Origin of the sequence: Alkalihalobacterium elongatum (genome assembly GCF_019024285.1) — a bacterium.
GTDB lineage: Bacteria > Bacillota > Bacilli > Bacillales > Bacillaceae_F > Alkalihalobacterium > Alkalihalobacterium elongatum.
This window is the reverse complement of sequence record NZ_WMKZ01000004.1, coordinates 43,368-69,129: the sequence shown is the minus strand read 5'-3', so window position 1 is coordinate 69,129 and position 25,762 is coordinate 43,368. Positions and strand designations below refer to the sequence as shown.

22 protein-coding genes, 1 riboswitch and 1 other annotated feature are annotated in these 25,762 nt (G+C 38.2%); of the genes, 19 read left to right on the top strand and 3 right to left on the bottom strand.

Features of this window, described 5'->3' with window-relative positions; translation table 11 throughout:
* Positions 1–48 precede the first annotated feature (48 nt).
* The 7 genes from hemC (at position 49) to ysxE (ending at position 8,266) form a co-directional block, all read left to right on the top strand.
* Positions 49–981 carry a hydroxymethylbilane synthase gene (gene hemC, locus GKP30_RS07595; protein ID WP_216828829.1) on the top strand — a complete coding sequence of 311 codons (933 nt, stop codon included), beginning with the start codon at positions 49–51 and terminating at the stop codon, positions 979–981.
* Complete coding sequence (locus GKP30_RS07590; protein WP_216828828.1) at positions 981–1,772, top strand: uroporphyrinogen-III synthase; 792 nt, start codon at positions 981–983, stop codon at positions 1,770–1,772. The genes hemC and GKP30_RS07590 overlap by 1 nt, the downstream gene beginning before the upstream one ends.
* Positions 1,765–2,745, top strand: coding sequence for a porphobilinogen synthase (gene hemB, locus GKP30_RS07585; RefSeq protein WP_216828827.1), 981 nt, complete (start codon positions 1,765–1,767; stop codon positions 2,743–2,745). Before GKP30_RS07590 ends, hemB begins: the two co-directional genes overlap by 8 nt.
* Before the next feature lie 18 nt (positions 2,746–2,763).
* Positions 2,764–4,050 carry a glutamate-1-semialdehyde 2,1-aminomutase gene (hemL, locus tag GKP30_RS07580; protein ID WP_216828826.1) on the top strand — a complete coding sequence of 429 codons (1,287 nt, stop codon included), beginning with the start codon at positions 2,764–2,766 and terminating at the stop codon, positions 4,048–4,050.
* A gap of 783 nt (positions 4,051–4,833) precedes the next feature.
* Positions 4,834–6,165 (top strand): stage VI sporulation protein D, encoded by a 1,332-nt coding sequence (spoVID, locus tag GKP30_RS07575; protein WP_216828825.1) that lies wholly within the window; start codon positions 4,834–4,836, stop codon positions 6,163–6,165.
* Positions 6,166–6,314: 149 nt separating this feature from the next.
* Entirely contained in the window at positions 6,315–7,238 is a 924-nt protein-coding gene (locus GKP30_RS07570) for a hypothetical protein (protein ID WP_216828824.1), read from the top strand.
* Positions 7,235–8,266: a spore coat protein YsxE gene (gene ysxE / locus GKP30_RS07565; protein ID WP_216828823.1), complete on the top strand. Its 1,032-nt coding sequence runs from the start codon at positions 7,235–7,237 to the stop codon at positions 8,264–8,266. The genes GKP30_RS07570 and ysxE overlap by 4 nt, the downstream gene beginning before the upstream one ends.
* Positions 8,267–8,409: 143 nt before the next feature.
* Here ysxE and GKP30_RS07560 read toward each other — a convergent pair whose 3' ends face one another.
* Entirely contained in the window at positions 8,410–8,601 is a 192-nt protein-coding gene (locus GKP30_RS07560) for a hypothetical protein (RefSeq protein ID WP_216828822.1), read from the bottom strand.
* A gap of 184 nt (positions 8,602–8,785) precedes the next feature.
* Positions 8,786–9,054: a binding site (T-box leader), on the top strand.
* A 130-nt stretch (positions 9,055–9,184) separates the two neighbouring features.
* Between GKP30_RS07560 and GKP30_RS07555 the strand changes: the two genes are divergently transcribed.
* A complete protein-coding gene (locus GKP30_RS07555) occupies positions 9,185–11,827 on the top strand; it encodes a valine--tRNA ligase (protein ID WP_216828821.1) in 2,643 nt (880 codons plus the stop codon).
* Positions 11,828–11,973: 146 nt separating this feature from the next.
* On the opposite strand, the gene GKP30_RS07550 is transcribed toward GKP30_RS07555, so the two are convergent.
* Both GKP30_RS07550 and GKP30_RS07545 read right to left on the bottom strand, forming a co-directional pair.
* The gene (locus GKP30_RS07550; protein ID WP_216828820.1) at positions 11,974–12,834 is read right to left on the bottom strand and encodes an ATP-grasp domain-containing protein; all 861 of its coding nucleotides are present in this window, start codon (positions 12,832–12,834) and stop codon (positions 11,974–11,976) included.
* Positions 12,835–12,842: 8 nt separating this feature from the next.
* Positions 12,843–13,742: an ATP-grasp domain-containing protein gene (locus GKP30_RS07545; protein ID WP_216828819.1), complete on the bottom strand. Its 900-nt coding sequence runs from the start codon at positions 13,740–13,742 to the stop codon at positions 12,843–12,845.
* 109 nt (positions 13,743–13,851) lie between these two features.
* Between GKP30_RS07545 and GKP30_RS07540 the strand changes: the two genes are divergently transcribed.
* The 11 genes from GKP30_RS07540 to GKP30_RS07490 all read left to right on the top strand — a co-directional run bounded on the left by GKP30_RS07540 (position 13,852) and on the right by GKP30_RS07490 (position 25,752).
* Complete coding sequence (locus GKP30_RS07540) at positions 13,852–15,159, top strand: bifunctional folylpolyglutamate synthase/dihydrofolate synthase (RefSeq protein ID WP_216828818.1); 1,308 nt, start codon at positions 13,852–13,854, stop codon at positions 15,157–15,159.
* 135 nt (positions 15,160–15,294) lie between these two features.
* The gene (locus GKP30_RS07535) at positions 15,295–17,031 is read left to right on the top strand and encodes a sensor domain-containing diguanylate cyclase (protein WP_216828817.1); all 1,737 of its coding nucleotides are present in this window, start codon (positions 15,295–15,297) and stop codon (positions 17,029–17,031) included.
* Between the two features lie 265 nt (positions 17,032–17,296).
* Positions 17,297–17,380, top strand: a riboswitch (cyclic di-GMP riboswitch).
* 219 nt (positions 17,381–17,599) lie between these two features.
* Positions 17,600–17,932, top strand: a complete 333-nt coding sequence (locus tag GKP30_RS07530; RefSeq protein ID WP_216828816.1) for a prepilin-type N-terminal cleavage/methylation domain-containing protein — start codon at positions 17,600–17,602, stop codon at positions 17,930–17,932.
* A 72-nt stretch (positions 17,933–18,004) separates the two neighbouring features.
* Positions 18,005–18,760 (top strand): prepilin peptidase, encoded by a 756-nt coding sequence (locus GKP30_RS07525; protein WP_216828815.1) that lies wholly within the window; start codon positions 18,005–18,007, stop codon positions 18,758–18,760.
* An 11-nt stretch (positions 18,761–18,771) separates the two neighbouring features.
* Complete coding sequence (locus tag GKP30_RS07520; protein WP_216828814.1) at positions 18,772–19,230, top strand: type IV pilus modification PilV family protein; 459 nt, start codon at positions 18,772–18,774, stop codon at positions 19,228–19,230.
* Entirely contained in the window at positions 19,227–19,682 is a 456-nt protein-coding gene (locus GKP30_RS07515; protein ID WP_216828813.1) for a PilW family protein, read from the top strand. Before GKP30_RS07520 ends, GKP30_RS07515 begins: the two co-directional genes overlap by 4 nt.
* 11 nt (positions 19,683–19,693) lie before the next feature.
* Positions 19,694–20,779, top strand: coding sequence for a hypothetical protein (locus GKP30_RS07510; protein WP_216828812.1), 1,086 nt, complete (start codon positions 19,694–19,696; stop codon positions 20,777–20,779).
* A 22-nt stretch (positions 20,780–20,801) separates the two neighbouring features.
* Positions 20,802–21,932, top strand: a complete 1,131-nt coding sequence (gene pilM / locus GKP30_RS07505; protein ID WP_216828811.1) for a type IV pilus biogenesis protein PilM — start codon at positions 20,802–20,804, stop codon at positions 21,930–21,932.
* 40 nt (positions 21,933–21,972) lie between these two features.
* Positions 21,973–22,530, top strand: a complete 558-nt coding sequence (locus tag GKP30_RS07500) for a PilN domain-containing protein (protein WP_216828810.1) — start codon at positions 21,973–21,975, stop codon at positions 22,528–22,530.
* Positions 22,527–24,035 (top strand): hypothetical protein, encoded by a 1,509-nt coding sequence (locus GKP30_RS07495; RefSeq protein WP_216828809.1) that lies wholly within the window; start codon positions 22,527–22,529, stop codon positions 24,033–24,035. Before GKP30_RS07500 ends, GKP30_RS07495 begins: the two co-directional genes overlap by 4 nt.
* 43 nt (positions 24,036–24,078) lie before the next feature.
* Entirely contained in the window at positions 24,079–25,752 is a 1,674-nt protein-coding gene (locus tag GKP30_RS07490) for a GspE/PulE family protein (RefSeq protein ID WP_216828808.1), read from the top strand.
* Positions 25,753–25,762 lie beyond the last annotated feature (10 nt).

Genomic DNA, 25,762 nt, shown 5'->3' with positions numbered 1-25,762 from the left:
TATAATGTGTTTAGGGAAAATGAACACGAACACAATTGGAGGATACAAATGAGAAAAATAGTGATCGGATCTAGAAAAAGTCAACTTGCTCTAACTCAAACTAACTGGGTTATTGATCAATTGAAACAAGCAGGAGTTCCTAATGAGTTTGAAGTGAAGAAAATTGTAACAAAGGGTGATCAAATTCTTGATGTTACACTTTCTAAAGTAGGCGGAAAAGGGTTATTTGTTAAAGAAATTGAACAAGCGATGAGCGATAAAGAAATTGACATTGCTGTTCATAGTATGAAGGATGTTCCTTCAGAGCTGCCAGAAGGATTTACTTTAGCAGCTGTTTCGAAGCGAGTAGACCCAAGGGATGCTTTTATTTCAAATGATCATGTAAAACTTGCTGATTTACCTGCTGGTTCAATTGTTGGAACGAGTAGCTTACGTCGCTCAGCCCAAATTTTAGCGCAAAGACCAGATTTAGAAATCCAATGGATCCGTGGAAATATTGATACGAGACTTCGTAAATTAAAAGAAGAAAACTTCGATGCGATTATTCTAGCTGCAGCAGGTCTTAAGCGCATGGGATGGTCTGAAGATGTCGTTACAGAATACCTAGAGCCAGAAGTATGTGTTCCAGCAGTAGGTCAAGGGGCACTAGGACTAGAATGTCGATCAGATGACCAAGAAGTTATTGATATTCTTCAACACTTAAATGATGCTAATACAGCTCGTACAGTAGCTGCAGAACGCGCATTCCTTCATAAAATTGAAGGTGGATGTCAAGTTCCGATCGCAGCTTATGCGACACTTGAAGACAACAACGATGTAAAGATCACGGCTCTAGTTGGTTCACCAGATGGTAAAACGATCCTTCATGAAACGTTAACAGGGAGCAACCCTCAAGACCTTGGTGAATTAGCAGCACAGATGCTACTTGATAAAGGTGCAAAAGAAATCTTAACTCAAGTTAAGAAAGAGTTAGATCTATAATGAAGACTGAGCTTCCTCTTGCTGGTGTTACGATCGGAGTAACGAGAGCTAAGGAGCAGTCTCGTTCTTTTATAAATAAAATAGAATCTCAAGGCGGGGTAGCTGTAGCTGTCCCACTCCTTGAGTTTCAACCACCTCAAGACAAACATCAGGTTATGACATGTTTGTCTAAATTACATACATATGATTGGCTCATTATTACGAGTGCAAATGGAGTTCATTTCTTTTTAAAAGAAGTACAGAATATGGACAAGCTTTCCATTTTAAAAACAAAGAACATCGCTGTCGTTGGAAGTAAGACTGAAGAAGTGCTGCAATCTTACGGCTTACAAGCTGCTCTACTACCTGAAAAGTTTGTTGCTGAAAGTTTATTAGAAACATTACAGATTAACCTAAAAGAAGATAATCGCGTTTTAATAGTTAAGGGTAACTTAGCTCGTGATGTAATTTATGATGGCTTACAAAAAGCTGGTTTTACTGTTGACGAGGTTACAGTTTACGAAACGGTTGAAAATAAAGACGCAGAAGAGGACTTATTACATATGCTTTCGAGTCAAAGTCTTAACTATCTTACATTTACGAGTCCTTCGACTGTTCAAAACTTTATAAAAATCATTAAGAAACATACTATATCAATAAATGATAACCTCACTTTTGTTTGTATTGGACCGATAACAGCTCAAGAGGCACAAAAATCGATGCTCCAACCACTTCTTGTTGCAGAGGAATATACAACCGAAGGAATGATTGAAGAAATGATTAAGCATAAAGGGAGGCAAAATAATGTCTGATTTACATTTCCGTCGTCACCGTAGATTAAGAGGCACTGATTCTATCCGCTCGATGGTTCGTGAAACACACTTACATAAAGAAGATTTAATCTACCCTATCTTTGTTACTGAAGGGGAGAAGGTGCGAAATGAAGTACCTTCAATGCCAGGCGTATTTCAGATTTCACTTGATCTTTTAAATGATGAAGTGAATGAAGTTGTTGACCTAGGCATCCCATCGATTATTGTATTTGGAGTACCAAATGATAAAGATGATGTAGGAACATCTGCTTATTGCGATCATGGTATTGTTCAAAAAGCAATTAGACAAATTAAAGAAGTTCATACGGATTTAACAGTCATTGCAGATACATGCTTATGTCAGTTTACCGATCACGGTCATTGTGGTGTGATTGAGGAAGGAAAAGTATTAAATGACCCTACACTCGATTTGTTGGCTAAGACTGCTGTCTCACAAGCTAAAGCAGGCGCTGACATCATTGCACCATCAAATATGATGGATGGATTTGTCGCTGCCATCCGTCAAGGATTAGATGAAGCAGGCTATCACGACATCCCAATCATGTCTTATGCCGTGAAATATGCATCAAGCTATTACGGCCCTTTCCGTGATGCTGCTCATTCTTCACCAAAGTTCGGTGATCGTAAAACATATCAAATGGACCCAGCCAATCGTCTAGAAGCTATTCGTGAAGCAGAATCAGATATGAATGAAGGTGCAGATTTCTTAATTGTAAAGCCAGCGCTTTCCTACCTAGACATTATTCGTGAAGTAAAAGACTTCTCTGGGGCACCAGTTGTCGCTTATAACGTCAGTGGAGAGTATTCGATGATTAAAGCAGCCGCTCAAAATGGCTGGATCGACGAGAAAAGTGTCGTACTTGAAACGCTAACAAGTATGAAACGTGCAGGAGCAGATTTAATACTAACGTACTTTGCCAAAGATGTTGTACGTTGGTTGAATGAAAAATAAACGATAGAGGTGAAGCAGTTGAGAACCTTTGAAAAATCACAAGCAGCATTTTCAGAAGCAAAACCCGTTATGCCAGGTGGAGTAAACAGTCCAGTTCGTGCATTTAAGTCAGTTAAAATGGATCCAGTTTTTATGGAGCGAGGAGAAGGCGCACGTATATATGATATCGACGGTAATGAATACATCGATTATGTATTGTCTTGGGGCCCGCTCATTTTAGGACATGCTGATGATCAAGTCGTTGAAGCACTGAAGAAATCAGTTGAAAAAGGCACAAGTTTCGGTGCACCAAGTGAGTTAGAAACGAAACTTGCAAAGCTCGTTATTGACCGAGTACCATCAATCGAAGTTGTCCGCATGGTTAACTCGGGTACAGAGGCTACAATGAGTGCTTTACGTTTAGCACGTGGTTATACAGGGCGCAATAAAATTATAAAATTCGAAGGCTGCTACCACGGACATGGAGATTCTTTATTAATTAAAGCAGGCTCTGGTGTAGCAACGCTCGGTTTACCTGATAGCCCAGGTGTCCCTGAATCAGTTGCTCAAAATACGCTAACTGTTCCTTATAATGATTTAGAAAGTCTAAAAGTAGCTTACGAAAAATTTGGCGATGATGTTGCTGCTGTCATCTTAGAACCTGTTGCTGGGAATATGGGTGTCGTACGTCCAGAACCAGGCTTCCTAGAAGCAGTTCGCGAAATTACGCACGCTCACGGCAGCTTACTGATTTTTGATGAAGTAATGACAGGTTTCCGTGTCGGATACAATTGTGCACAGGGTGAGTTTGGGATTACACCTGATTTAACATGCCTTGGAAAAGTAATTGGTGGCGGCTTACCAGTTGGAGCATACGGTGGACGCCGTGAAATTATGGAACAAATCGCTCCAGCAGGACCGATTTACCAAGCAGGTACATTATCAGGAAATCCGTTGGCAATGACAGCTGGATATGAGACGTTATCTCAATTAAAACCTGAACACTATGAGGAATTTGACCGTCTTGGAAAACGATTAGCAGAAGGTTTATCTGCAGCGGCAACGAAACACGGCATTCCTCATACAACGAGTCGTGCAGGTTCAATGGTTGGTTTCTTCTTCACGGACCAGCCAGTGAAAGACTTTGCATCAGCATCAACATCAAACTTAGATTTCTTTGCTGCTTATTTCAAGGAAATGCTGAACCAAGGTATTTCGTTACCACCATCACAGTTTGAAGGTATGTTCTTATCAACAAAACATACAGAAAAAGACATCGAAGACACAATCGCAGCAGCAGAAATTGCATTTTCAAAACTTAAGTAATCGTCTATTTTTGATTACATCGCATAATGGTAACAAAGGCTCAGACTAATTGGTCTGGGCCTTTATTAGGTTGATGGAGATTGAAAACAGATGAAAGATGAAACGGGAACTAAAGGGAGAGAATAGAGCCCGGCGCGTGTAAAACCAGATGAAACGGGAACTAAAGGGAGCGAATAAAGCCCGAACCCGTGTAAAACGAGGTGAGACGGGAACTAAAGGGAGAGAATAGAGCCCGAGCCTTTGTAAAACCAGATTAGACGGGAACTAAAGCGAGTGAATAGAGCCCGAACCCGTGTAAAACGAGATTAGACGGGAACTAAAGGGAGAGAATAGAGCCCGAACCCGTGTAAAACGAGATGAGACGGGAACTAAAGGGAGAGAATAGAGCCCGAGCCCATGTAAAACCAGATGAAACGGGAACTAATAGGAGCAAATAGAGCCCTCCCCCTAACATTCCTACCTACTAAAGTAATCCATTTAACAAACGAACAAACAAACACAACACCCCAACCCAAAAACCAACTCCAAAACCACCTAACGCTAAACATAACCATTCTAATTTTAAAAAATAACAATAGACTAGTAACACCCCTCACCCTCCGTACTAAGGAAGGATCGTAAGAAACAATCGTCTATAACTCATCCCAATTTGGTCGTAAAATCACTTTTTTTAGCATTTATTTAAAATTTTTTTCATAACGAGGAAGGTCTTGTCATACAGTTTAATGTACAGAGCATGAGCGTAACTGGGGGTAAACTTTTTGAAACAAGGAGGAACGTCCATTGATACAAGATCATCCATCTAAACTTTCATTTTCCATTGAGGAATCAGTGTGGTTAAATAAAGGGCAAGAAGTTGCAGAAATACTTTCAATGTCTCTAGATCCCGAAATCCGCATTGAAGAAAAGAATGACCATGTAGTAATTAAAGGTGGTCTCCGTTTATTAGGAGAGTACCGTCCTGTTCAGAATGACGCTGAAAACACAACAGACGAAGAGGTGGCTTTTCGTTCATTTGAAGAAGTTACATTAAACGATCAAAATATCGGTGAAATTAAACATTTCTTCCCGATTGATGTAACGATCCCTTTAAGTCGTATTCAAAACATTGATGATGTTTACGTACAAGTCGAGACATTTGATTATGATCTACCAGAAAAAAGTTGCTTGCAGCTAACAGCGGATGTGGCGATTAGTGGAATGAGTACGCAGCAAAACGAACTTGAGCGACCGTCCATACCAGAAGGACCGTCTTTTACAGAGTCCTTTCCATCAATGGAACCGCCACCTTCCATGCAACCCTTTCCGTCATTTTCATTTGAAGCGAGAAAGCAGGCTGAACAACAGGCATATGAAGAGGAAAATACCCCTGAAGTAGAAGCAAAGCAGTTAGTACCTGCTGTTTCATCTTCAGAAGAACCGCCAGAACAAGAATTTCAATATGAAACACCAAAATTTGAAATGGAAAGTGATGAGCCAATTCATCATCAGGAACCTGTAATACCAAAACAACCAGAACCCAAAATTGAAGCTCGTCCAGAAGTGATAGAACCAGAAGAAAGAAGTCCATATGATCATTTCGTACCAAATCATTCACAGAGAACATCTGAACAAGTAAGTAATGCCCAGCAAAAATCAGATGATAACGAACCAGTTCAGGAAGATGAAAGAATAGAAGAAGTAGAACAAGAAGAAGCATTAGAAGCAGTAGAAAAAATAAGTGAGTTACAAGCGGCAGAAGAACAAGGTCGTGAAGAGGAAGAAACGAAAATCAACTTTGCTCCATTGAAAAAGTTATCGGAGCGACCTTCTGCGGCTGTTGAATTAGATGAAGAAATTTCAACAGGAGACTATGCAGAGCCAGTAAATGAGGGAGTAAGTGAGCCTAAATCAAGACAAGATGAAAATGCTCTATATTTAACAAAAATGTTAGCAAATGGCGAAGAGCAATTCTCGAAATTAAAAATGTGTATCATTCAAGAAAATGAGTCATTAGACACAATTGCAGAACGGTATGAACTTTCAACAAGCCAAATCATTCGAGTGAACCGTTTAAATGAGGAACGAGTAGAAGAAGGACAAATCTTGTACATTCCAGTAGGATCTAAGCGCTAAATAATAACGAGGAGGGTGACTCATTAGCAAGTGCTAACACCTCGCATTGAAATAAGGTGAACTAGTCTTATCCCACCTTAGATCGTCACTGTGAGGAAATAGGTGCTTAATGGGTTACCCTCTATCTTTACAAAAAGGAGAAAACAAGTATGGATATTCTCCCGTTAATTAAAGAAAATTACCCATTCGAAGTGAAGTCTAAATTATCAGAGGGAATTCTCGAAACAACTCAAGGTAGGAAGAAATATCGTGTGTGGGAAGATGAAAAACTGTTATCTTGGCACCAAGAGTGGCGAGATAAATGCAGTAAAACCCCGTACCAATTAACGGATCGAATGTTACAGACGAAGGATGAGAAAAAAGCGATTAAATTGGAAAACGGCTGGCTAACATTGCATGATGAACTACTTGATCCCTATCCAACGAAAGATTTTGAACAGGATTGGGCCCAGTTTATTGCTAGGATGATTGAATTTGGAGATCGCAAAAAAGAGCATAGCTTATCAACGAATAAACGTGAATTTCCACAAGCTACTGATTGGAAGGTTTGGGTTTCTACAACATCATTGCTTGATGAGAAAAAGCGAAAAATCCTTCAGTCGTGTATCCAAGAGGCCATGCGCCGAAAGCATAAATCGTTAGAATTAACAAAAAAGAGTAATAATCAAAGACTTCCTTTAATGGACAAGATCTCGTCTACTAACCAAGCAAAGAAAGTGTTTGACCTCTTTGTATGGCAAGGAACAGCTGAAGCTCCTGAAAGTGGGTTTATTAGTTTAACAAACTTTTTTCAACAATGGGTTGGGGAAAATGGTGAAGAATCTTTATTGAAGCTACTAAATGAAATAGATGAACAAAATCAATTCCGAGAGAAATATGGAAATGACCTACTTGCAGAAGCTTGGCTTCCATGGGAGTTGGCGAATGCAATGGAACTGTTTCTCCAATGTGAGGAGGAAGAAGAGATTGAAACTCACTTCTCAACGTTTGAAAAAGAATGGAATGAACGCCGTCAACTCGTTCTAGCCCTACTAAACTGGCTAAAAGAGGATAGAAAGAAGGTGGCAACATGACCAATCGATCTATCTTAGATCGTTATGCTCCTATTTTATTTCATTATGATTTATATCCAGAATACATTGAAGATTGGGGCAAGGTTAAACAAGTAAAAACGAGTCATGGGATGTTTGCATTAAAAGAAGCGCATATGACCCGTCAGCAAGGAGACGCGTTTGTTCAAGTCATGAGGAAGCTAGACCGTTTAGGATATCGACAGCTTATCCCTATTTTGCCAACGAAATATGGTGAATATGTTCTTTCAACAGAAGATAGAACGTACTATTTAATGCCTTGGATTGAAGAAGAACCGTACCAAGCACGAACCTCTCGAGAGGAAAAAATAATCGATCAACTCGGTGTTATCCATCGATTAACGGCTAAAACAGAAGAATACCCAAAAGAAACAATTGATGAGGCGTATCAAAAATTACTACAGCGGTGGGATATGCGTAGGTTAGAATTAGAACGGTTTGCAGACGAAGCAGAGGGTCGAACGTATATTTCTCCATTTCAATTAACATATTTAACACATGTTCATCAAATGCTGCTCATGGTTGAAGATGCAAAACGTCATTTGAAAAACTGGTACGATATTTGCGTTGAAAAGGGAAGTTATCGAACCGTGCTTTGTCATGGAAGAGCATCAAGAAACCATACGATATTCAATGCGAATGGTGATCCCATCCTATTTAACTTTGAACGGGCATCCATGGATACACCAGCTCGAGACTTAGCGCTATTTTGCAGACAGTCTTTTGGTTACAATCTTTGGAATGAAGAAGAGATGGTTCGCTGGTTTGGAACTTATGACCGAAACATAAACTTACTAGATGAAGAAAAAGAATTGCTGTTTGGGTATTTATGCTTCCCAGAGCCTGTGTTGTTTTCAATACAGTTGTATTTACAACAAAAGCAAGATAAGCCGGAAATTTATCATGTGCAGCGATTAGAAAAACGGTTCCACATGATGAGAAAGGTACAACGGTTAAAAGGTTATCTCATTAAAACTGAAACACAAACTCCGCAATTTGATCAAAAATAAAAGGCTGTCCCAACAGTGTTTAAGCTCCTCGCCTTAATGATATAAAGGGATTTCTTTATATCGTGGCAGAGGTGGCTTACGCTAGCAATTGGGACAGCCTTTTTATAGTCATCTTCTTCCACGTCCATACTGGAGGCCATATCTTATATAATTCCAAAAATGAATAACCCATATATAATCGCAAAAAAGGCTAATAGAATGACATCAAACGAGGTCGGAAACAGTAATGTTCGGATAAACTGGAAGCATAGAAGTGGAAAAAGGATCTGAATGAGCGCTAATCGTAATTTAACTAACCATAACGGCGGACGGAAACGTTTATATCGCTTGGGCATCGTGAAGCTCCTTCCTGAAAACAATCTTAATATATACATATGCACACGCAGTGGTCATGTGAAATGGCAGGACCATGCATAAAAAAAGAAAAAATTGGCGATGCTTTTATTGACGAAAAACTATCGAAAAAGGTAGAATAATATGCAGACAAGCAATTACTTATCCTAGTAAAAAAGATAATAAAGAAATGCTTAGACAGGGAAGAGTAAATTCAAAACCCTCCAGAGAGAAAAATCAATAGCTGAGAGATTTTTCAGGATGTATGAATTGAACGTCACCCTCGAGCAGCTTTTTTGAACGAGGCAAATGAGAAGCTCCCATGAAAATTGGCTGTTATCATTTAGCTACTAATAGAAAAAGTCGGCACATGCCGTTACCCGAATGAAGTGTGTAAGCTTTTTTAGCTTGCAAACAAAGGTGGTACCGCGAATACAACTCTCTTCGTCCTTTGAGGTGGAGGGGGTTTTTTGATGTTTTAGGCACCTTTACATAAAGCTGCCAACACTATATCGAGAAAATAATGGCTTGAACTACATAACTCATTCATAGCCAATTCTTTCAATACATAAGGGAGGTCACAAAATGGAAAATCAAGAGTTAACAATGCCAACAAAGTATAGTCCACAAGATACTGAAGCAAAATGGTACCCGTTTTGGGTCAATGGAAAGTTCTTTGAAGCGACAGGGGATGAAACGAAGAAGCCTTACACAATCGTTATTCCACCACCTAACGTAACAGGAAAACTTCATTTAGGACATGCTTGGGATACAACATTACAAGATATTTTAATTCGTACAAAACGAATGCAAGGTTATGATGCGCTTTGGTTACCAGGTATGGACCACGCAGGAATTGCGACTCAAGCAAAAGTAGAAGGTAAGCTTCGTGAAGAGGGGCTTAGCCGCTATGATTTAGGGCGTGAAAAGTTCCTAGAGAAATCATGGGAGTGGAAAGAAGAATATGCTTCACACATTCGTCAGCAATGGTCAAAGCTAGGACTCGCTTTAGATTATTCCCGTGAACGCTTTACATTAGATGAAGGCTTATCAAAAGCTGTTCGTGAAGTATTCGTTCGCTTGTATGAAAAAGGGTTAATCTACCGCGGCGAGTACATTATTAACTGGGACCCGCAAACAAAGACTGCATTATCAGATATTGAAGTAATTTATAAAGACGTACAAGGTGCGTTTTACCATATGAAATATCCACTCGTTGATGGAAGTGGCTATATTGAAGTGGCAACAACACGTCCTGAAACGATGCTAGGAGATACAGCCGTTGCTGTTCATCCAGAGGATGACAGATACAAGCACCTCATTGGTAAGAAAGTAAAATTACCAATCGTTGGCCGTGAAATTGAAATTGTCGGCGATGACTATGTAGATATGGAATTTGGTTCAGGTGCGGTAAAAATTACACCAGCTCATGACCCGAATGACTTTGAGATCGGTAACCGCCATAACCTAGAGCGCGTACTCGTTATGTCTGAAGATGGCAAGATGAATGAAAATGCAGATAAGTACCAAGGAATGGATCGTTTCGAATGCCGTAAGCAAATCGTAAAAGATCTTCAAGATATGGGCGTGCTGTTCAAGATTGAAGAGCATACACACTCAGTTGGTCACTCAGAGCGAAGCGGAGCCGTTGTTGAACCATATCTATCAACCCAATGGTTCGTTAAAATGGAGCCACTTGCTGAAGCGGCAATTGAACTACAAAAATCAGAAGGAAAAGTTAACTTTGTTCCTGATCGCTTTGAAAAAACGTATCTTCACTGGATCGAAAACATCCGTGACTGGTGTATTTCTCGTCAATTATGGTGGGGACATCGCATCCCTGCTTGGTACCATAAAGAAACAGGTGAAGTGTATGTTGGTCATGAAGCACCAGCAGACATCGAAAACTGGCAGCAAGACGAAGACGTTTTAGATACGTGGTTTTCATCAGCGCTTTGGCCGTTTTCAACAATGGGCTGGCCAGATGAGGACAGTGCTGACTTTAAACGTTACTATTCAACAGATGTACTTGTTACTGGGTACGATATCATTTATTTCTGGGTAGCTCGGATGATTTTCCAAGGTCTCGAATTTACAGATGAGCGTCCATTTAAAGATGTACTAATCCATGGTCTAGTTCGTGACTCGCAAGGCCGTAAAATGAGTAAATCGCTTGGTAACGGTGTCGATCCGATGGATGTTATCGACAAGTACGGTGCCGATGCCCTTCGCTTCTTCTTAGCAACAGGAAGCTCACCAGGAAATGACTTACGTTTCTATTGGGAAAAGGTCGAGTCTACTTGGAACTTTGCAAACAAAATTTGGAATGCATCACGTTTTGCATTAATGAATATGAACGGTTTAAAATACGAGGAAATTGATCTATCAGGCGAAAAGTCAATTGCCGACCAATGGATCTTAACTCGTCTTCAAGAAACGATTGAGTCTGTCACTCGCTTAACAGAAGCTTATGAATTTGGTGAAGTTGGACGTGTCCTTTATAATTTTATTTGGGATGACTTCTGTGATTGGTATATTGAAATGGCGAAGCTACCGCTTTATGGAGACAATGAAGAAGCTAAGAAAACAACACGTTCAGTGCTTGCTTATGTGTTAGATCACACGCTTCGTTTATTACACCCATTAATGCCGTTTATTACCGAGGAAATATGGCAACATTTGCCGCATGAAGGCGAATCAATTACAGTAGCTGCTTGGCCAGAAAAGCAAGAAAGCTTAATGTTTGCAAATGCTGTAGCTGACTTTAACCTACTAAAAGACATAATTCGTTCAGTTCGTAATACACGTTCAGAACTAAATGTACCAATGAGTAAACAAATTGAACTACACATTAAAGCGAAAGATGATCAAGTACTTGATCAATTAAATCGTGGCCTTCAGTATATCGAAAAGTTCTGTAACCCAAGTGAATTAAAGATTGGAACAGACTTACCAACACCTGAAAAGTCAATGTCTAACGTATTAACAGGTGTGGAGCTATACTTACCACTAGCAGGCTTACTAGATCTGGACGCAGAAATTGCTCGTCTTGAAAAAGAATTAGAAAAGTTCGATAAAGAAGTTGAGCGTGTACAGAAGAAATTAAGTAACCAAGGCTTTATAGCAAAAGCACCAGAGAAAGTTATAGAAGAAGAAAAAGCAAAAGAAAAAGACTACACCGAAAAACGCGAAGCAGTCAAAGCACGAATTGCTGAATTAAAAGGATAATGAAAGAAAAGACTGACCTTGAAGTATGCATGTGTTACCTCACTCAAATGAGTGAGGTACTCACTTCTCACAGGGTCAGTCTTTTTTTAAAGATTAAGAAGTATTTTCGAGGTGTCTAGCTTAGTCTTACGTTTCTAAACGGTCGTTTACGCTTTTCCTATTTTCCGTATAATATGTTGTAAGTAGAATTCGACAATATTAATAGTAGATGTGGCACTTAATGTTCGGCTACCGACAACATCTTCAATTTCATTGAAAAGAAGGTTTCCTTTTCCATCAAATAAAAAATCAATCCCGACAAAGTCAAAATCAAAGTGGCTAATAATTCGATTAATCACTTCTCTTTCCTCATCTGATAATGTATAAAGTTCCGCAGAACCACCGAGCGTGAAATTCGCCTTAAAGTCAGTTGTCGAACTTCGCAGCACAGCAGCAATAATGTCTTTTCCAATGACAAATACGCGTAAATCCTTACCGATCGTTCCTGCAGGTCGTTGAATAACAACATCTTTTCCTTTCAGCTTCGTAACACACTCTTTCAATTCTTCCTCACTTGAAACAAAAAACACTTGCTTGCCACCACGGCCTTGGGCATCTTTTAAGATGAATGGAAAAGAATAAGGAACACTAGAAATTTCACCAGTAAAGTTATTGAAAAACATCGTATCAACGGTCGGTATCGATAGAGCAGATACCGACTGGTGGGTTCTTGCTTTATGATTACATAGTTCAGATATAACAGATGAATTAAAGACGGGAATACCTAATAATTCAAGCTGTTTGCTGAAGAAAGGATCCATCACGCGAACAATTGAAAAATCTGGAAATTTTATTGGTTTATCTTCGTATGTAATAGATAGCTTCGAATTTATAATACCTAGCTGAAAATTTTCTCGCAAAAGTAATTGGATTGATATATTTAACTTTTCACCTTCTTCGATCATCCAGTTAATATACGCTTCATTTCTTACTGCTTCTTCTTTTGAATAAATTAACCACGCATTCATATTCACAATCACCTTTTTAGTTTTCCTTCAATGTATTCAATTATCGCATCGGCAACGTTAATCCCCGTACAATCAAAAATATTTTGAATGTGAGCATTTGAATTTACTTCACAGACGTAACGCTCATCATTTTCCCCGAATAATAAATCAATGCCCGCAAAATCAGTTCCGACTACCTTAGAACATTTAATGGCTAACTCTATTTCTTCTTTTGTAGGTTCATACGGATACATCGTAGCACCAGCACTCACATTGGCGCGAAAATCAGATGGAGACTGTCGAAGCATCGATGCAACCACTCGGTCACCTACGACATTTAATCGAATGTCTTTTCCGTAACTTGATTGGATCAATTGTTGAATAACAAATGGAGTTGTACCTATTTGTTTTACTTTCTGAAAAAACGTTTCGAACGAATCGATGTAATACACTTGTTGACCGAACGATCCGAAAGCTTCTTTCATAATAAATGGATAACCAAGTTCTTCTGCCATGCCGTGATAGTATGCTGCATCCTCATCTTCAACAGGAAAGAAGCGCAGCGGTGCAAGTATCGTTTTCGGAATTGGCAGTTGATTGTCGGCTAACACTTGGTACATCAGTGTTTTATCATCACAATTCTCGACCGATTGTGCCGAATTAAACAAAGGAATGTTTAACTTCTCGAGCTGTTTAGCAAGGCGAATGTCTTTATCAGCAAAAAGAACAAAGTCTGGAGACAACCCTTCATACCGTCCTTTAATCGTTGATTTACCGTTTTCTATTGTAACGACTAATTCACTATTTTTAATCAGTGTTGTTTCGATCCTTCTGCGGCGAGCTGCGTTTTGAACCCACTCGGCATAATCTAAAAATTTCTCGGCTTTTAAGCTCCCATTATAGATAATCCAGCCTGTTAATTGCTTCATTTATCGTTAACTCCCTTTTTTAGTTGTTCCGTTTTTCGGTTTTCGTTATAGTAACAATATCATAATCTTATCAAACAATTGAGATCGGAAGAATAGGGAGCGAAATAATATGACAAGATCATTTGAAGAAGTAGTTGATTTTATCCAAGGACGAAATATTATTCAGCTTGGACTCGAAAATATGATTGGATTTTTAGAGGAAATCGGTAACCCTCATCGAAAATTAAAAATTATTCATATTGCAGGAACAAACGGTAAGGGATCTACTTTAAATTTCACCCGTGAAATGCTGATAGAAGCTGGTTACACAGTCGGTGCATTTACAACTCCTGCTGTACTAAGCTATGAAGAGCAAATTTCAATTAATAAAGAGCCGATTACAAAAGCTGATTTCATTGAAGTTTTTCAGCAGTTAAGCGAAAGACGAGAAACTTTTGAAGAACGAGAAAAGGTCATGCTAACTGAGTTTGAATGTCTAACAGCGATGATGTTTTACTATTTTGCCGAGTTTCACCCTGTTGATTTCGTTCTATTAGAAACAGGAATGGGAGGACGCTTAGACGCGACAAACGTCTCTATGCCATTGTTAACTGTAATTACAAACATCGGTATGGACCATATGCATCTACTAGGTAATACGAAAGAAAAGATTGCACTTGAAAAAGCAGGAATTATTAAAGCCGGGGTGCCTCTCATAACCGGTGAAAAAGAGGAAGCGATTTTAGACATTTTTAAGCAGCAAGTTAGTCAAAAACGATCAAAACTTTATATTCTGCAACAAGACTTTTCAACCGAAGATGTGACTGCTAACAATGAACAGCAAATCTTCTCCTATACGTCAACATTTTCTAAACTCGCTAACCTCGAACTGACCATGCTTGGAGAGCATCAAGTGAAAAATGCAGCCTTAGCGTTAATGGTGATCGATTATTTAAAAACGTATCAAGCTTTAATGATTACAGAGGAAGAAATCCGAAATGCATTACGTAAGGCAACGTGGAAAGGTCGTTTTGAGAAGGTCAGTGACACTCCATTAATCTATTTAGACGGAGCACATAATAATGAAGGGATCGCAGCATTAGCTGATCTGCTTCGCACGCAATTTGCTGATAAAAAGATTAGCGTCTTGTTTGGCGCAACAAAGGAAAAAGAGGTAGAAGAGATGCTGACTCCCTTATATAATTTAGTTGATGAGATCAGCTTTACTAGTTTTGACTTTCCTCGTGCCGCAGTCGCAAAAGATTCATATGAAGCATCAAGCTTTAACAATAAAAAACTAATCAATAACTGGGAGGAAGAAATCAATACAAAGTTAAAGACATTAGATCAGCAGGACTTATTTCTTATAACGGGATCACTATACTTCATTGGAAAAGTGAAACAGTTTTTACAAAATATAATTCAATTACAAAAATAGTATAATATGACTATTAATAACATTTTCGTGTTGTTTAATATAGGAATTATTACACTATTGTAGTAAAATAATTACAGTGATAGAAATTTCAGAAAAAAGAAAACAAGTGCTCAAAGCAGGGGGAGGGAAAGTGTGATGTCTCATACGGTAAGGCTATCGTTATGGACGATTTGGTTTATAGTTACAGTCATCTTTATTGTCGTTTTTTATCAACATGCTTTCTCTCTCATTACAGGAAATGAAAAAGAGATCATATCTCTATTTGTGTTGGCTGCGATTGCAGCTGTATTTCCGATCCATTATCGGGGCTATTCATTCGTTTTATTTCAATGGGTCTCACTCGCTAGTTTTCTTCTATACGGTTTACTCATTGAAATGATAGTGACCCAATTTGCGCTTTTATTTTCCCTGATCATTATGAAAATAAACCGTGAAAGCCTATACCGGCTTCCTCTAAATTCTATTATGTTTTATATCACTTCATTATCTTCAGCCGGAATGTATTACTTAGTCGTATCTCTACAATTACCTATTGCCTTAGAAATTTTTATGCCATTAGCAGCTTATGTTTGTACATTTGTGTTCGTTAACCATGTCCTAATTTATTCTATTAGAAATCATTTATTTAATATAAAAACGAAGTTTATCGATCGAGGCACGATTTGGGAGATTGCAACCGCAGCACTCGTTCTTCCAATGGGTTTAATCTTAGTTATGTTGTACCAAGAAATTGGTTATGCTGCTTCTGGAATGGTAGCTGTAGCCTTTATTGGAATTTCAATCATGCTAAGAGTTTACCGCCGCAGTGAACAAATGAATGAACAGCTTAGAAAAGTGAATGAGTTAGGAATTGAGCTAAGTAGTACGTGGGAAGTAAAAGAAACGGCACAGCTATTTATAGAAAAAGTAAAAGACCTGTTTCCAAGTGACTATATTTATTTATATACAATGGAAAATCGAGAGTTAAAACTTCTTAAACACTATCAAAAAGAACAACATGATCTATTTGCACTTGGAAAAACAGTTGACTCGATTACCGAACGTTCATATCGCAAAAAAAGAGTTGTTGTCTATCAAAATAGAAGCCAATGGCCGACGCCAGAACGACTTTGGTTAAAATGCTCCCATTCTGTCATGATTGTACCCATTATTCAACACCGAGAGCTAAAAGGAGTAATTACCATTGCTACGACTCAAAAAAATGCCTACAGCAAACAAGATGTAACGCTGATCGAAATATTAGCCAATTTTATCGGAGTGGCAATTGATAACGCACGACATTACGAGGCAACCGTCAAGGAAAGTGAAAGCTGTTCACTAACAGGGCTATACAATTATCGTTCCTTTGAACGTCTATTAATCGAAGAGTATGAACGAAGCATTATTCAAAAAGAAAAACTTTCTGTTATCCTCCTCGACTTAGATCATTTTAAAGCAGTCAACGATTCGTACGGCCATCAAGCTGGAAATGACGTACTCTGCCAACTAGCCGACCTCTTGGAGAAAACGATAGGAGATGGAGGAATTGTCGCACGTTACGGTGGTGAAGAATTTGTCATCATGTTAAAAGAGACGAATTCAACCGTTGCACTAATGAAGGCAGAAGAGTTACGCAACCGTATTGCAACGAACAAGTTTCAAATTTATAACGATTTAAGTGCTGGTGAAAAAGTATCAATCAACGTCACTGCTAGTATCGGTGTAGCAACAAGTGATGATGAAGAATCCAACCCCGTCTCTCTTGTAAGACAAGCTGACCGTGCGATGTATACAGGCGCGAAGCAGAAGGGAAGAAACCGTGTTGCGGTGTATGGGAGTAGCAATGAGGTAGATTTGGGTAAAAAAGACCTAGAGGATACGTTAACAAGGTAAGTCTATTGTAGATTATTCAAAGAAGTAGTATATTTGTTACTTTTGTGACTAAAGTCGTACTAAATGTCGAAAAAAATGTAATTTATTTTAAAAAAAGGGATTTATATTTAGGAGTTTTTTGCTATAATCAGTCTTATAGGTAGACAAAATGACTAGTAAAATAAAGGGAATTCAAAAACTCTAGTGACCTAAGAAATAGGACTTGCTATAATAGGTTTGAAGTAATGGTCATTAGGGTATATTTAACTACAAATGTTCAATATATTGAACAAAAAGGCGCGATGAAATATGACTCGTATGTGGGCACCTGAGTCATAGGGAGCTAGTGGTGCAACCGACTTTTACATATGACATCTCGGAGGTGGTCTAGTAAAGGTTATTTTTTTGCACTTAAATTGTCACTTTTTGACAAATTAAGGTAAAAAAGTTAGCGGATGAAGTCATCCAGTAAGGACAGAAGCAAGGCAGCACCACTAGATCAGCTCTAGTACGTAAGTTTCGGTTTTGAGAGCAAAATGCTCTGAAAATAGGTAATTATTAATCTAACAAATAAAGGAGAGATTTTTAAATGAAGGCACTTATCCAAAAACGTCTTAAAAATCAAAAAGGTTTAACACTTATCGAGTTACTAGTAGTTATTGTTATTTTAGGGATTATCGCGGCAATTGCGATTCCTATGATTACTAATAATGTAAATGATGCAGGAACTAATTCAGCTGCACAAACACAATCATTAGTAAGAGATGCTGCTGCAAGAGCACAAGCAATGGGCGATAAATATGAAACTATTGATGAGTTGGTTGCAGGTAAATACTTAAATGAAGCTCCTAAAGGTAAAATAACTTGTACAATCGACTCAGGGAAAACGGCATTAGATGCTAAGTGTACCTATAATAAATAAAATAATTAAGAAATCAAAGCTGTTGTCTATTCAACAGCTTTATTAATATAAAAAAACAAAAGGAGGTAGGCTATGATGTTACTTATAGATATTTATGTTATTTGTACTGCACTTTTACTTGGCTCCTTCTTCAACGTCGTAGCCATCCGTCTATTAAACAAAGAATCTGTAGCCTTCCCACCTTCTCATTGTCCTAATTGTAAGCATAAGTTATCGGTATTCGATTTAGTTCCTGTATTCAGTTATTTATTTTTAAAAGGGAAATGTCGTTACTGTAAAGTGAAGATTTCGCCTTTGTATCCGTTTGGGGAGTTGTTAACAGCAACTTCAATTTTTATTGTCTATAAGTTTGTTGGCTTGCAATTAGAGTTAATTCCAGCACTTTTACTTACGATTTTACTTGTTATTTCAGTATTAACCGATATTCGTAAACAACTCATTTTAGATGTGGTTACATTACCAATGCTAGGTTTATTAATCATTAGTCGCCTTTTTATTGGGTCGGAGCCATTTTGGTACTATTTACTCGGTGGAGTTGTTGGTTTTGCATTGTTACTACTTATTGCGATCGTCAGCCGTGGAGGTATGGGTGGTGGCGATGTAAAGCTTTATGCAGCGATCGGTGTCGCTTTAGGACCGTGGATGACCGTTATGAGTCTCGTCTTAGCATCGTTTGTCGGAACGATCGTTGGTGTCCTGTTAATAGCGCTCGGCATCGTGAAACGTAAACAACCAATTGCGTTTGGGCCTTTTATTTTTATAGGAACTATTGCTGCGTATTTATTCGGGTATGACATCTGGAATTGGTATTTGAACTTATTATGGTAGGGTGTGAGGTTATGAAGGATCAAAGAGGAGTTACATTAATAGAGTTGCTCGTAACAATTACCCTATTGGGGATTATTGTCATTCCTATTCTCACATTAATGACAGGTACCTTTACCAATACCGTATCTCAAGGAAAAGAAAGTCAGCTTCAATATTTTGCTCAAGAAGTAATAGAAGAGGCAAGAGTTAGTTCCTTTCCAGCTAACTTAGGTGGTAAAACAATATACGGAATTTGTACACCTGAATCAGGCTGTTCAGAAATTGATACAAATAAACTTTCAATGCCTACATTGACAAGTTCTGAAATCGTATATGAAATTCACTTTAAAATTCTCTCCAGTGCAACTAATGTGGCGAGTCGAAATGAACTGCTAGAAAAAAACTTTTATGAGATCGAAGTGCTAGTTAAATCGAGCGAACCAAATAGTCAAGAAGTGATGTTGGTGACGGTGGTGAAAAAGCAATCATGAGAAACCAACGGGGAATAACATTAGTAGAGTTACTCTTAATGATAACGATCATGGGAATAGTGTCGGCCCCTGTTTTTTTGTTAGTTAACAGTACGATGAAAGTTCATCAAGAAACGAGTATTGATAATCAACTGCAACATGAGGCGAGGTTTATTACCCAATACATGAGCGAGAAAATAAGAGATGGTGCACGTATTCAATCTTCCGCAGATTCTTGGGAATTAAGAAAAGGTAGTGAGGTCTTTATTCGCTATAATCACTTATTAAGTGAAGTTTATTTAAAAGACGGAGACACTGTGTTATCAAGTCATGTTGAACATTTTGAAGTTCATCCTGAGCCTATAGAAAATCCAGTAAAATACAATGTAACACTAGGTTTAAAAAATAGAGATCGTAATTTCCAATTAGAAACAACAGTTTACCATGATGCAAACTCACGTTTTAAAAGATGAGGTGATGGTGAGTGAGACAGACAATACCAATCAAGAATGAAAAAGGGGCGGCACTCTTATTAACATTATTTATTATCGTGTTTGTTTCAATAGTAGGTGCTGGATTATTGAATACTACTCTCTATGGTAAAAAAACAAATGTTACGGCATTATCAGAACAACAAGAGTTTTATAAATTAGAGGGAGCCATCGACCTTTTTATTAGTGAAATGAACCATTATCAAGACTCTAGTGAAAATGAAGTATTAAAATATAAAGATGGTAATGGAAATCTTCACCCAATTACAGAGAATGGAGAGGAGATACCAATCGTTAAAAAAGGTCCATTCTTTTATCTTGCAAATAATACTAATCCGAGAGTACAAAATTATAACATAGATGGTGAATTAATCGAAGTCCTTATTCTGAATGAATCCCTTACAGGGGACGTGTACAATATCACGTTGACTGCAAAACAAATAGCGAATTCTAAGCTTCAAAGAAGTATAGATTTAAAAATCAATAGAGGTACAGGTCCAACTATATATGAAGGGGTAGAAGTTCCAGCACCAATACCACCTTTTACAGGGTCTGCTGTACAGGCCACAAAGAAGTTAGACTTAAACCCTAATCTACGGGGAAATCCTGCGTTTACTATGATAGGTACTACTTTTGCTGAAATTCTAAGTTTTTATCAATTACAACCTAGTTTAGCTACAGGAAATTTAAATTCAGCATATAAGTTTGACTCTACCAAAAATAAACATCATTTTAATAGTATTAGTATCGGAAATCATGACACTATAACAATACCTGAAGGCCACTTAGTATATATACAACAGTTTCATAGTACAGGAGGCACCCTTGTTATCAATGGATTTTTAATTATAAATGACTTAAAGGTTACTGGTAATGGTAAATTTAATCTGGTGGGTGCACTAATTGGTCAAGATGTAGAGTTTGGTTCAAATGCTATAACTATTGACGCTCGTGCAGGTGTTAACCCAGAAACCGGTGAAGGCGGGGGATATAAACCTCCAAGGCCAACGATCACTGAAAGCGATTATACCGTAAACTCAAACATTGACATGATTATAGATATGAGAACAGAAAGATAAATAATCTATAGAAGGTGACTCTATGTTTTTCAACAACAAATACTCAGGCATCGATTTCCGCGAGAAGAAAGTGACGTTTGCGACAGTAAAAATGGACAAGCAAATACCAGTGCTTCAAGAAGTCTCTGAAACTACGTTGACGGATACGGTTATTGCAGGCGGAAAAATCCAACAAAAAGGCTTACTTGAAACAGCACTGCGTAAATACTTAGAAGACCATCGAAATGCTTCGAAACAAGCACATTTAGCGATCCCGACTCAGCATTCGTTGATCCGTAAAATTAGCTCTCTGCCAGATGTGGGAGAGACTGAATTAGCTAAATTGCTCCAGTTTCAAATCGGAGAATCGATCCATCTTCCATTTGAAGAACCGATCTATGATTTTGTGAAAATCGGTTCGATCGTACCTGAAAAGAAGGATAAAGGGACTGCTAGTGAAGATGATTTTACATTAGACGAATTAACGGTAAGTGTAGAAAAGGAATTACAAGGTCCTCGTAGTGAAATTCTTTTCTTTGCTACATCGCGAGAATTATCAGAAGGACTGTTAGAGACATGTGAAGACGCTGGCTTTAAACCGTTAACTGCAGAACTTAGAGCATTAGCACTGCAACGCTTATTACTTTATGCTCACCCTAGTTGGCTGCAAGAGACAGAGATGATCGTTGACGTTTCTAATGATGCCGTTGATATCCATATTTTTAAAGATGAGTTAATCGTTTTTTCTCGGACGATGGAAATTAATCGCACTGAAAATGTGATTAAGAAAAATACTTCAGACGATGTTCTTTCATTTGCTGATGAAGACTTTTCTATACAAGATGAAGTTGCAGCTACTTTTGATGTGACGGAAAGTGATACAGAGGACTCATATCTTGAAGAAATACTGAATGAAATTCAAAAAGCGCAAAACTTCTATCGATATTCGCTAGGAGAGCGTGACAGTGAGTTCAAGCGTATCATTGTTACTGGAGAAAATACGGCAAAGGTTTTCAACCGTTTACAAGAGCGATTACCAAGTGAAGTGACGAAAATCGATTACAATTCCATACTAGATTTTGGGTTTATGCAACATGATTTACTAGATAGTTGTAGCGTTGCGATTGGATTAGCGATGCGCGGCAATGAGAAAAAAGACAAGAAAAAGAAATAATCTATTAATTTTGCGTTTCAAAAGGATTGGAGCGATAACAGTGAACATAAGCATTGATTTGTTACCTCAACGAGTAATAAAAAAAGAAAAAGGCTTACCTATCATTCCTGTAGTTGGAGCCTTTACGGTCATTGCCGCCGCTAGTTTTTTGACATATACGTATTTTGAGACTAAAAACTCGGTTCAATCGTTAGAGCAACAAGTGGTAGCCCAGACGGCTGAACTTCATCAGCTTGAACAGGATTTTATAACAAAAACTACGGGAATTACAGAGTATAACTATGTTGATTACTATACTAGTATGAATACGTTTTTAGGCGGGATTTATAAAGATACTGTCGACTTAAAAGAACAGATGTATATGCTGTTGCCAGATAAGGCGGAGGTAACGAATTATTCCTTCATTAATAATGGCGACCTTTCGATGCAGGTGACTTTCCAATCGAAAGGAGATGCTGCAGTTTATTTAAATCGTCTTATTAATTCTAACCTGGTCTCTAATGCTCAAGTAGAATCGATTTCAACTTCTGATGATGATTTCTTGTATCAATCTCAATATACCTTAAAGCTTAATACGTTAGTAGGTGAAGGGTCATGAGTGAGTGGCTGAATTCAAATAAAAAAGCAATTTTATATGGTATCTTAATCTTCTTTCTTATTTTAGCAGCATTTTACTTCTATTTTGTTAAACCTTTACAAGCAGAAGAAAGAAGTCAGCAAGAAGAACTGCAACGAGTTCATACAGAAATCGCTACCTATCAAACAAAGATCGATAAGTTAACACCACAAACGTTAACCTCCCTTCAACGTAAGGCATTACTAGATCGTGTGCCAATGCGAGCGAATGTTGAACAGGTAATTGCTGATTTAGAAAAAACAGAGCTAAAGACGAGCGCTGTCATTGAGGATGTATCGATTAGCATTCATAACAATGAGAACGAGCAAATTGAAGGAACTGAAGGAGTAGAAGAAAACGAACCAGAGTCTTGGAAACATATATTCGATGATGAATTATACTCACTTCTTGAGTCTCAAGTGACGGACGTAAATCAACTTAATGTGTCTTATGTTGAATTAAATATCAATATGAACGGTAAAGAAGAGGATGTTCATTCATTTATTGAGGAAATTGAAAAGCTTAAACGAATTATCCATGTTCAAAGCTATGATTTTTCCCTAGATGATGAGACAGACAGGCTAGAAGCTAACCTCAACCTGCGTGCGTTTTATTGTGAAGATTTTTCAGAGTTTATCGATGTAAAGCAAGACTTTAAATTAGATTATAAGTTCGATCAAAGTAAACTTAATCGCTATATTGAAGTCAATACCGAGGTAAGTAGTGGAACAGAAACTAATAATGAGACAGGAACGAGTGGTGAAAATACAAACACGACACCAAGCACGACGGATTCGTCATCTCCTTCTACTAGTACCGAGTCAAAACCAGTTCAACAAACACAACGATATTTTCAATCCACATTAGGTGAAGCTGATGCTAATCTAGCCTTCTATGTGGTGCAAACTGGTGGATATAATACGGAACCGACTTTATATGAACAAGTAACAAAATTACGTAATGCGGGGATTTATCCACGTGAGATAGAAAGAGAAAAAAATCAATCAAATGAAACGAGATTTGTCGTTTATACAGGACTCACTCATGACTTAGCTTCAGCTGAACGTTTAGCTAATTATTTAACGTCTCTAAACAAAGATTTCAAATCATGGGTTGATTACCTTCCTTATCGAGTAAACAACACAGCTTCATTAGCAAAAGAGGCACATGATGTTGTCATCGCAACAACTGCTGTGGTGACTAACGGAATTAATGAGCCTAACTACCAACTGCCTGTAGAACAAATGGAGCTCATTTCAGCTAAAATTCGTGTCTATGAATTAAAAGCAAAAGAAGCAATCAATAGCAGCTCGGATACAAACTTGAAAATACAGCTTGAAAATACGTTGACTTATGTCAAACAAATCGAAAATGCATTAAAACAATATCAAAGTCAAAACAACCGCGCGCACTTGTGGCAAGCACAAGGTGCAATGCTTGATTTCATTTTAACTTTAAATGGATATGTAAGTTATACGGAAAAGTAAATTCAGCCTTAATAGCTAGTTTGATAGAAAAGGAGCTATAGACATGGCCATACAAAAGCGTAGACGGTTAGGAGATCTACTCGTTGAAGCAGGGGTTATTACAGAAGATCAACTAATGGAAGCACTTCATGAACAAAAGTCAACGAAAAATCGTTTAGGTGACCAACTCGTTCAAATGAATTTTGTTGATGAACAGCAAATTATTGAGGTCCTTGAGTTTCAGCTTGGCATTCCTCATATTAATTTATATAAACAAAAAATTGATCCAAAGATCATTGGAATTATTAATGAAGAATTAGCACGCCGTTATCAACTTCTTCCAGTAAAACGAACAGGAGACAGGCTGCTTATTGCGATGGCTGACCCGCTTGACTACTTTGCCATTGATGATATTCGTTTAAGTACTGGTTTTGAGATTGAGCCAGCAATTGCCAAGAAGGAAGAGCTTCGTCTTGCTATTAATCGTTATTATGGCATGCAAAAATCGATTGAGCAGATGCTTAAAGATATAAATACAAATGATGATGAAGAATTGTTAATTGAAGCACAGCAATCGGATGATTCACCTGTTGCTAAAATGATTAATCAATTAATTCATCAAGCCGTTCAAGTTGGTGCTAGTGATATCCACATTGATCCACTAGAAACGGAGACGGTTATTCGCTTCCGTGTCGATGGAGTGCTCCGGCCAGAACGAACGATACCGAAAAATATGCACAATGTCCTCGTATCCAGGGTGAAAATTTTATCTGAATTAAATATTGCAGAAAAGCGTTTACCGCAGGATGGTCGTTTTAAGATGGATGTCGATCTTCGCAAAATTGATTTGCGTGTGTCGTGCTTACCAACGATCTTTGGAGAAAAGGTTGTTATGCGACTTTTAGATGCAGGGAATGTTTTACTAGGCATCGATCGTCTAGGTTTCTCTGAAAAGAATGAAAATAATTTTAAAAAAATGCTAAAGCAAGCATACGGGATTCTTCTTGTTACTGGGCCAACTGGAAGTGGTAAGTCGACAACATTATACTCTGCGTTATCGAATATCAATTCAGATGATGTAAATATCATTACAGTAGAAGACCCCGTGGAGTATCAGTTAAAAGGCATTAACCAAGTACAAGTAAACTCTAGCATCGGTATGACATTTGCTAGAGGCCTTCGATCGATCTTACGACAAGATCCAGACATTATCATGGTCGGTGAGGTTCGTGACTCTGAAACCGCTGAAATTGCTTTAAGATCTGCAATGACAGGGCATTTAGTATTAACGACTCTTCACACCAACGATGCGGTTAGTGCTATTAGCCGTTTGATTGATATGGGAGTTGAGCCTTTCTTAGTTTCATCTGCCCTTTCTGGTGTCGTCGCACAACGACTTGTTCGTCGAGTTTGCCCATCGTGTGCAACACCTCATGAATTAACAGATGAAGAGCGACAACTGTTTGTTTCAAGAGGAATTGAAACGACGAACATCGTAAAAGGTGAAGGCTGTGCGGCTTGTAACAGCACGGGTTACAAAGGACGAATGGCGATCCATGAAACGGTGATGATTGATGATTATCTTCGTGAAATGATCACGAGAAAAGCAGCAGACTCAGAGTATCGCCATTACGTAGAACAAAAAGGTTTTATAGCGATGTTTGAAGATGGCCTAATGAAAGTCGCTAAAGGTTTAACAACGTTAGATGAAGTATTTAGAGTAACGGTTGGAGAGTAGGGGATCTGTT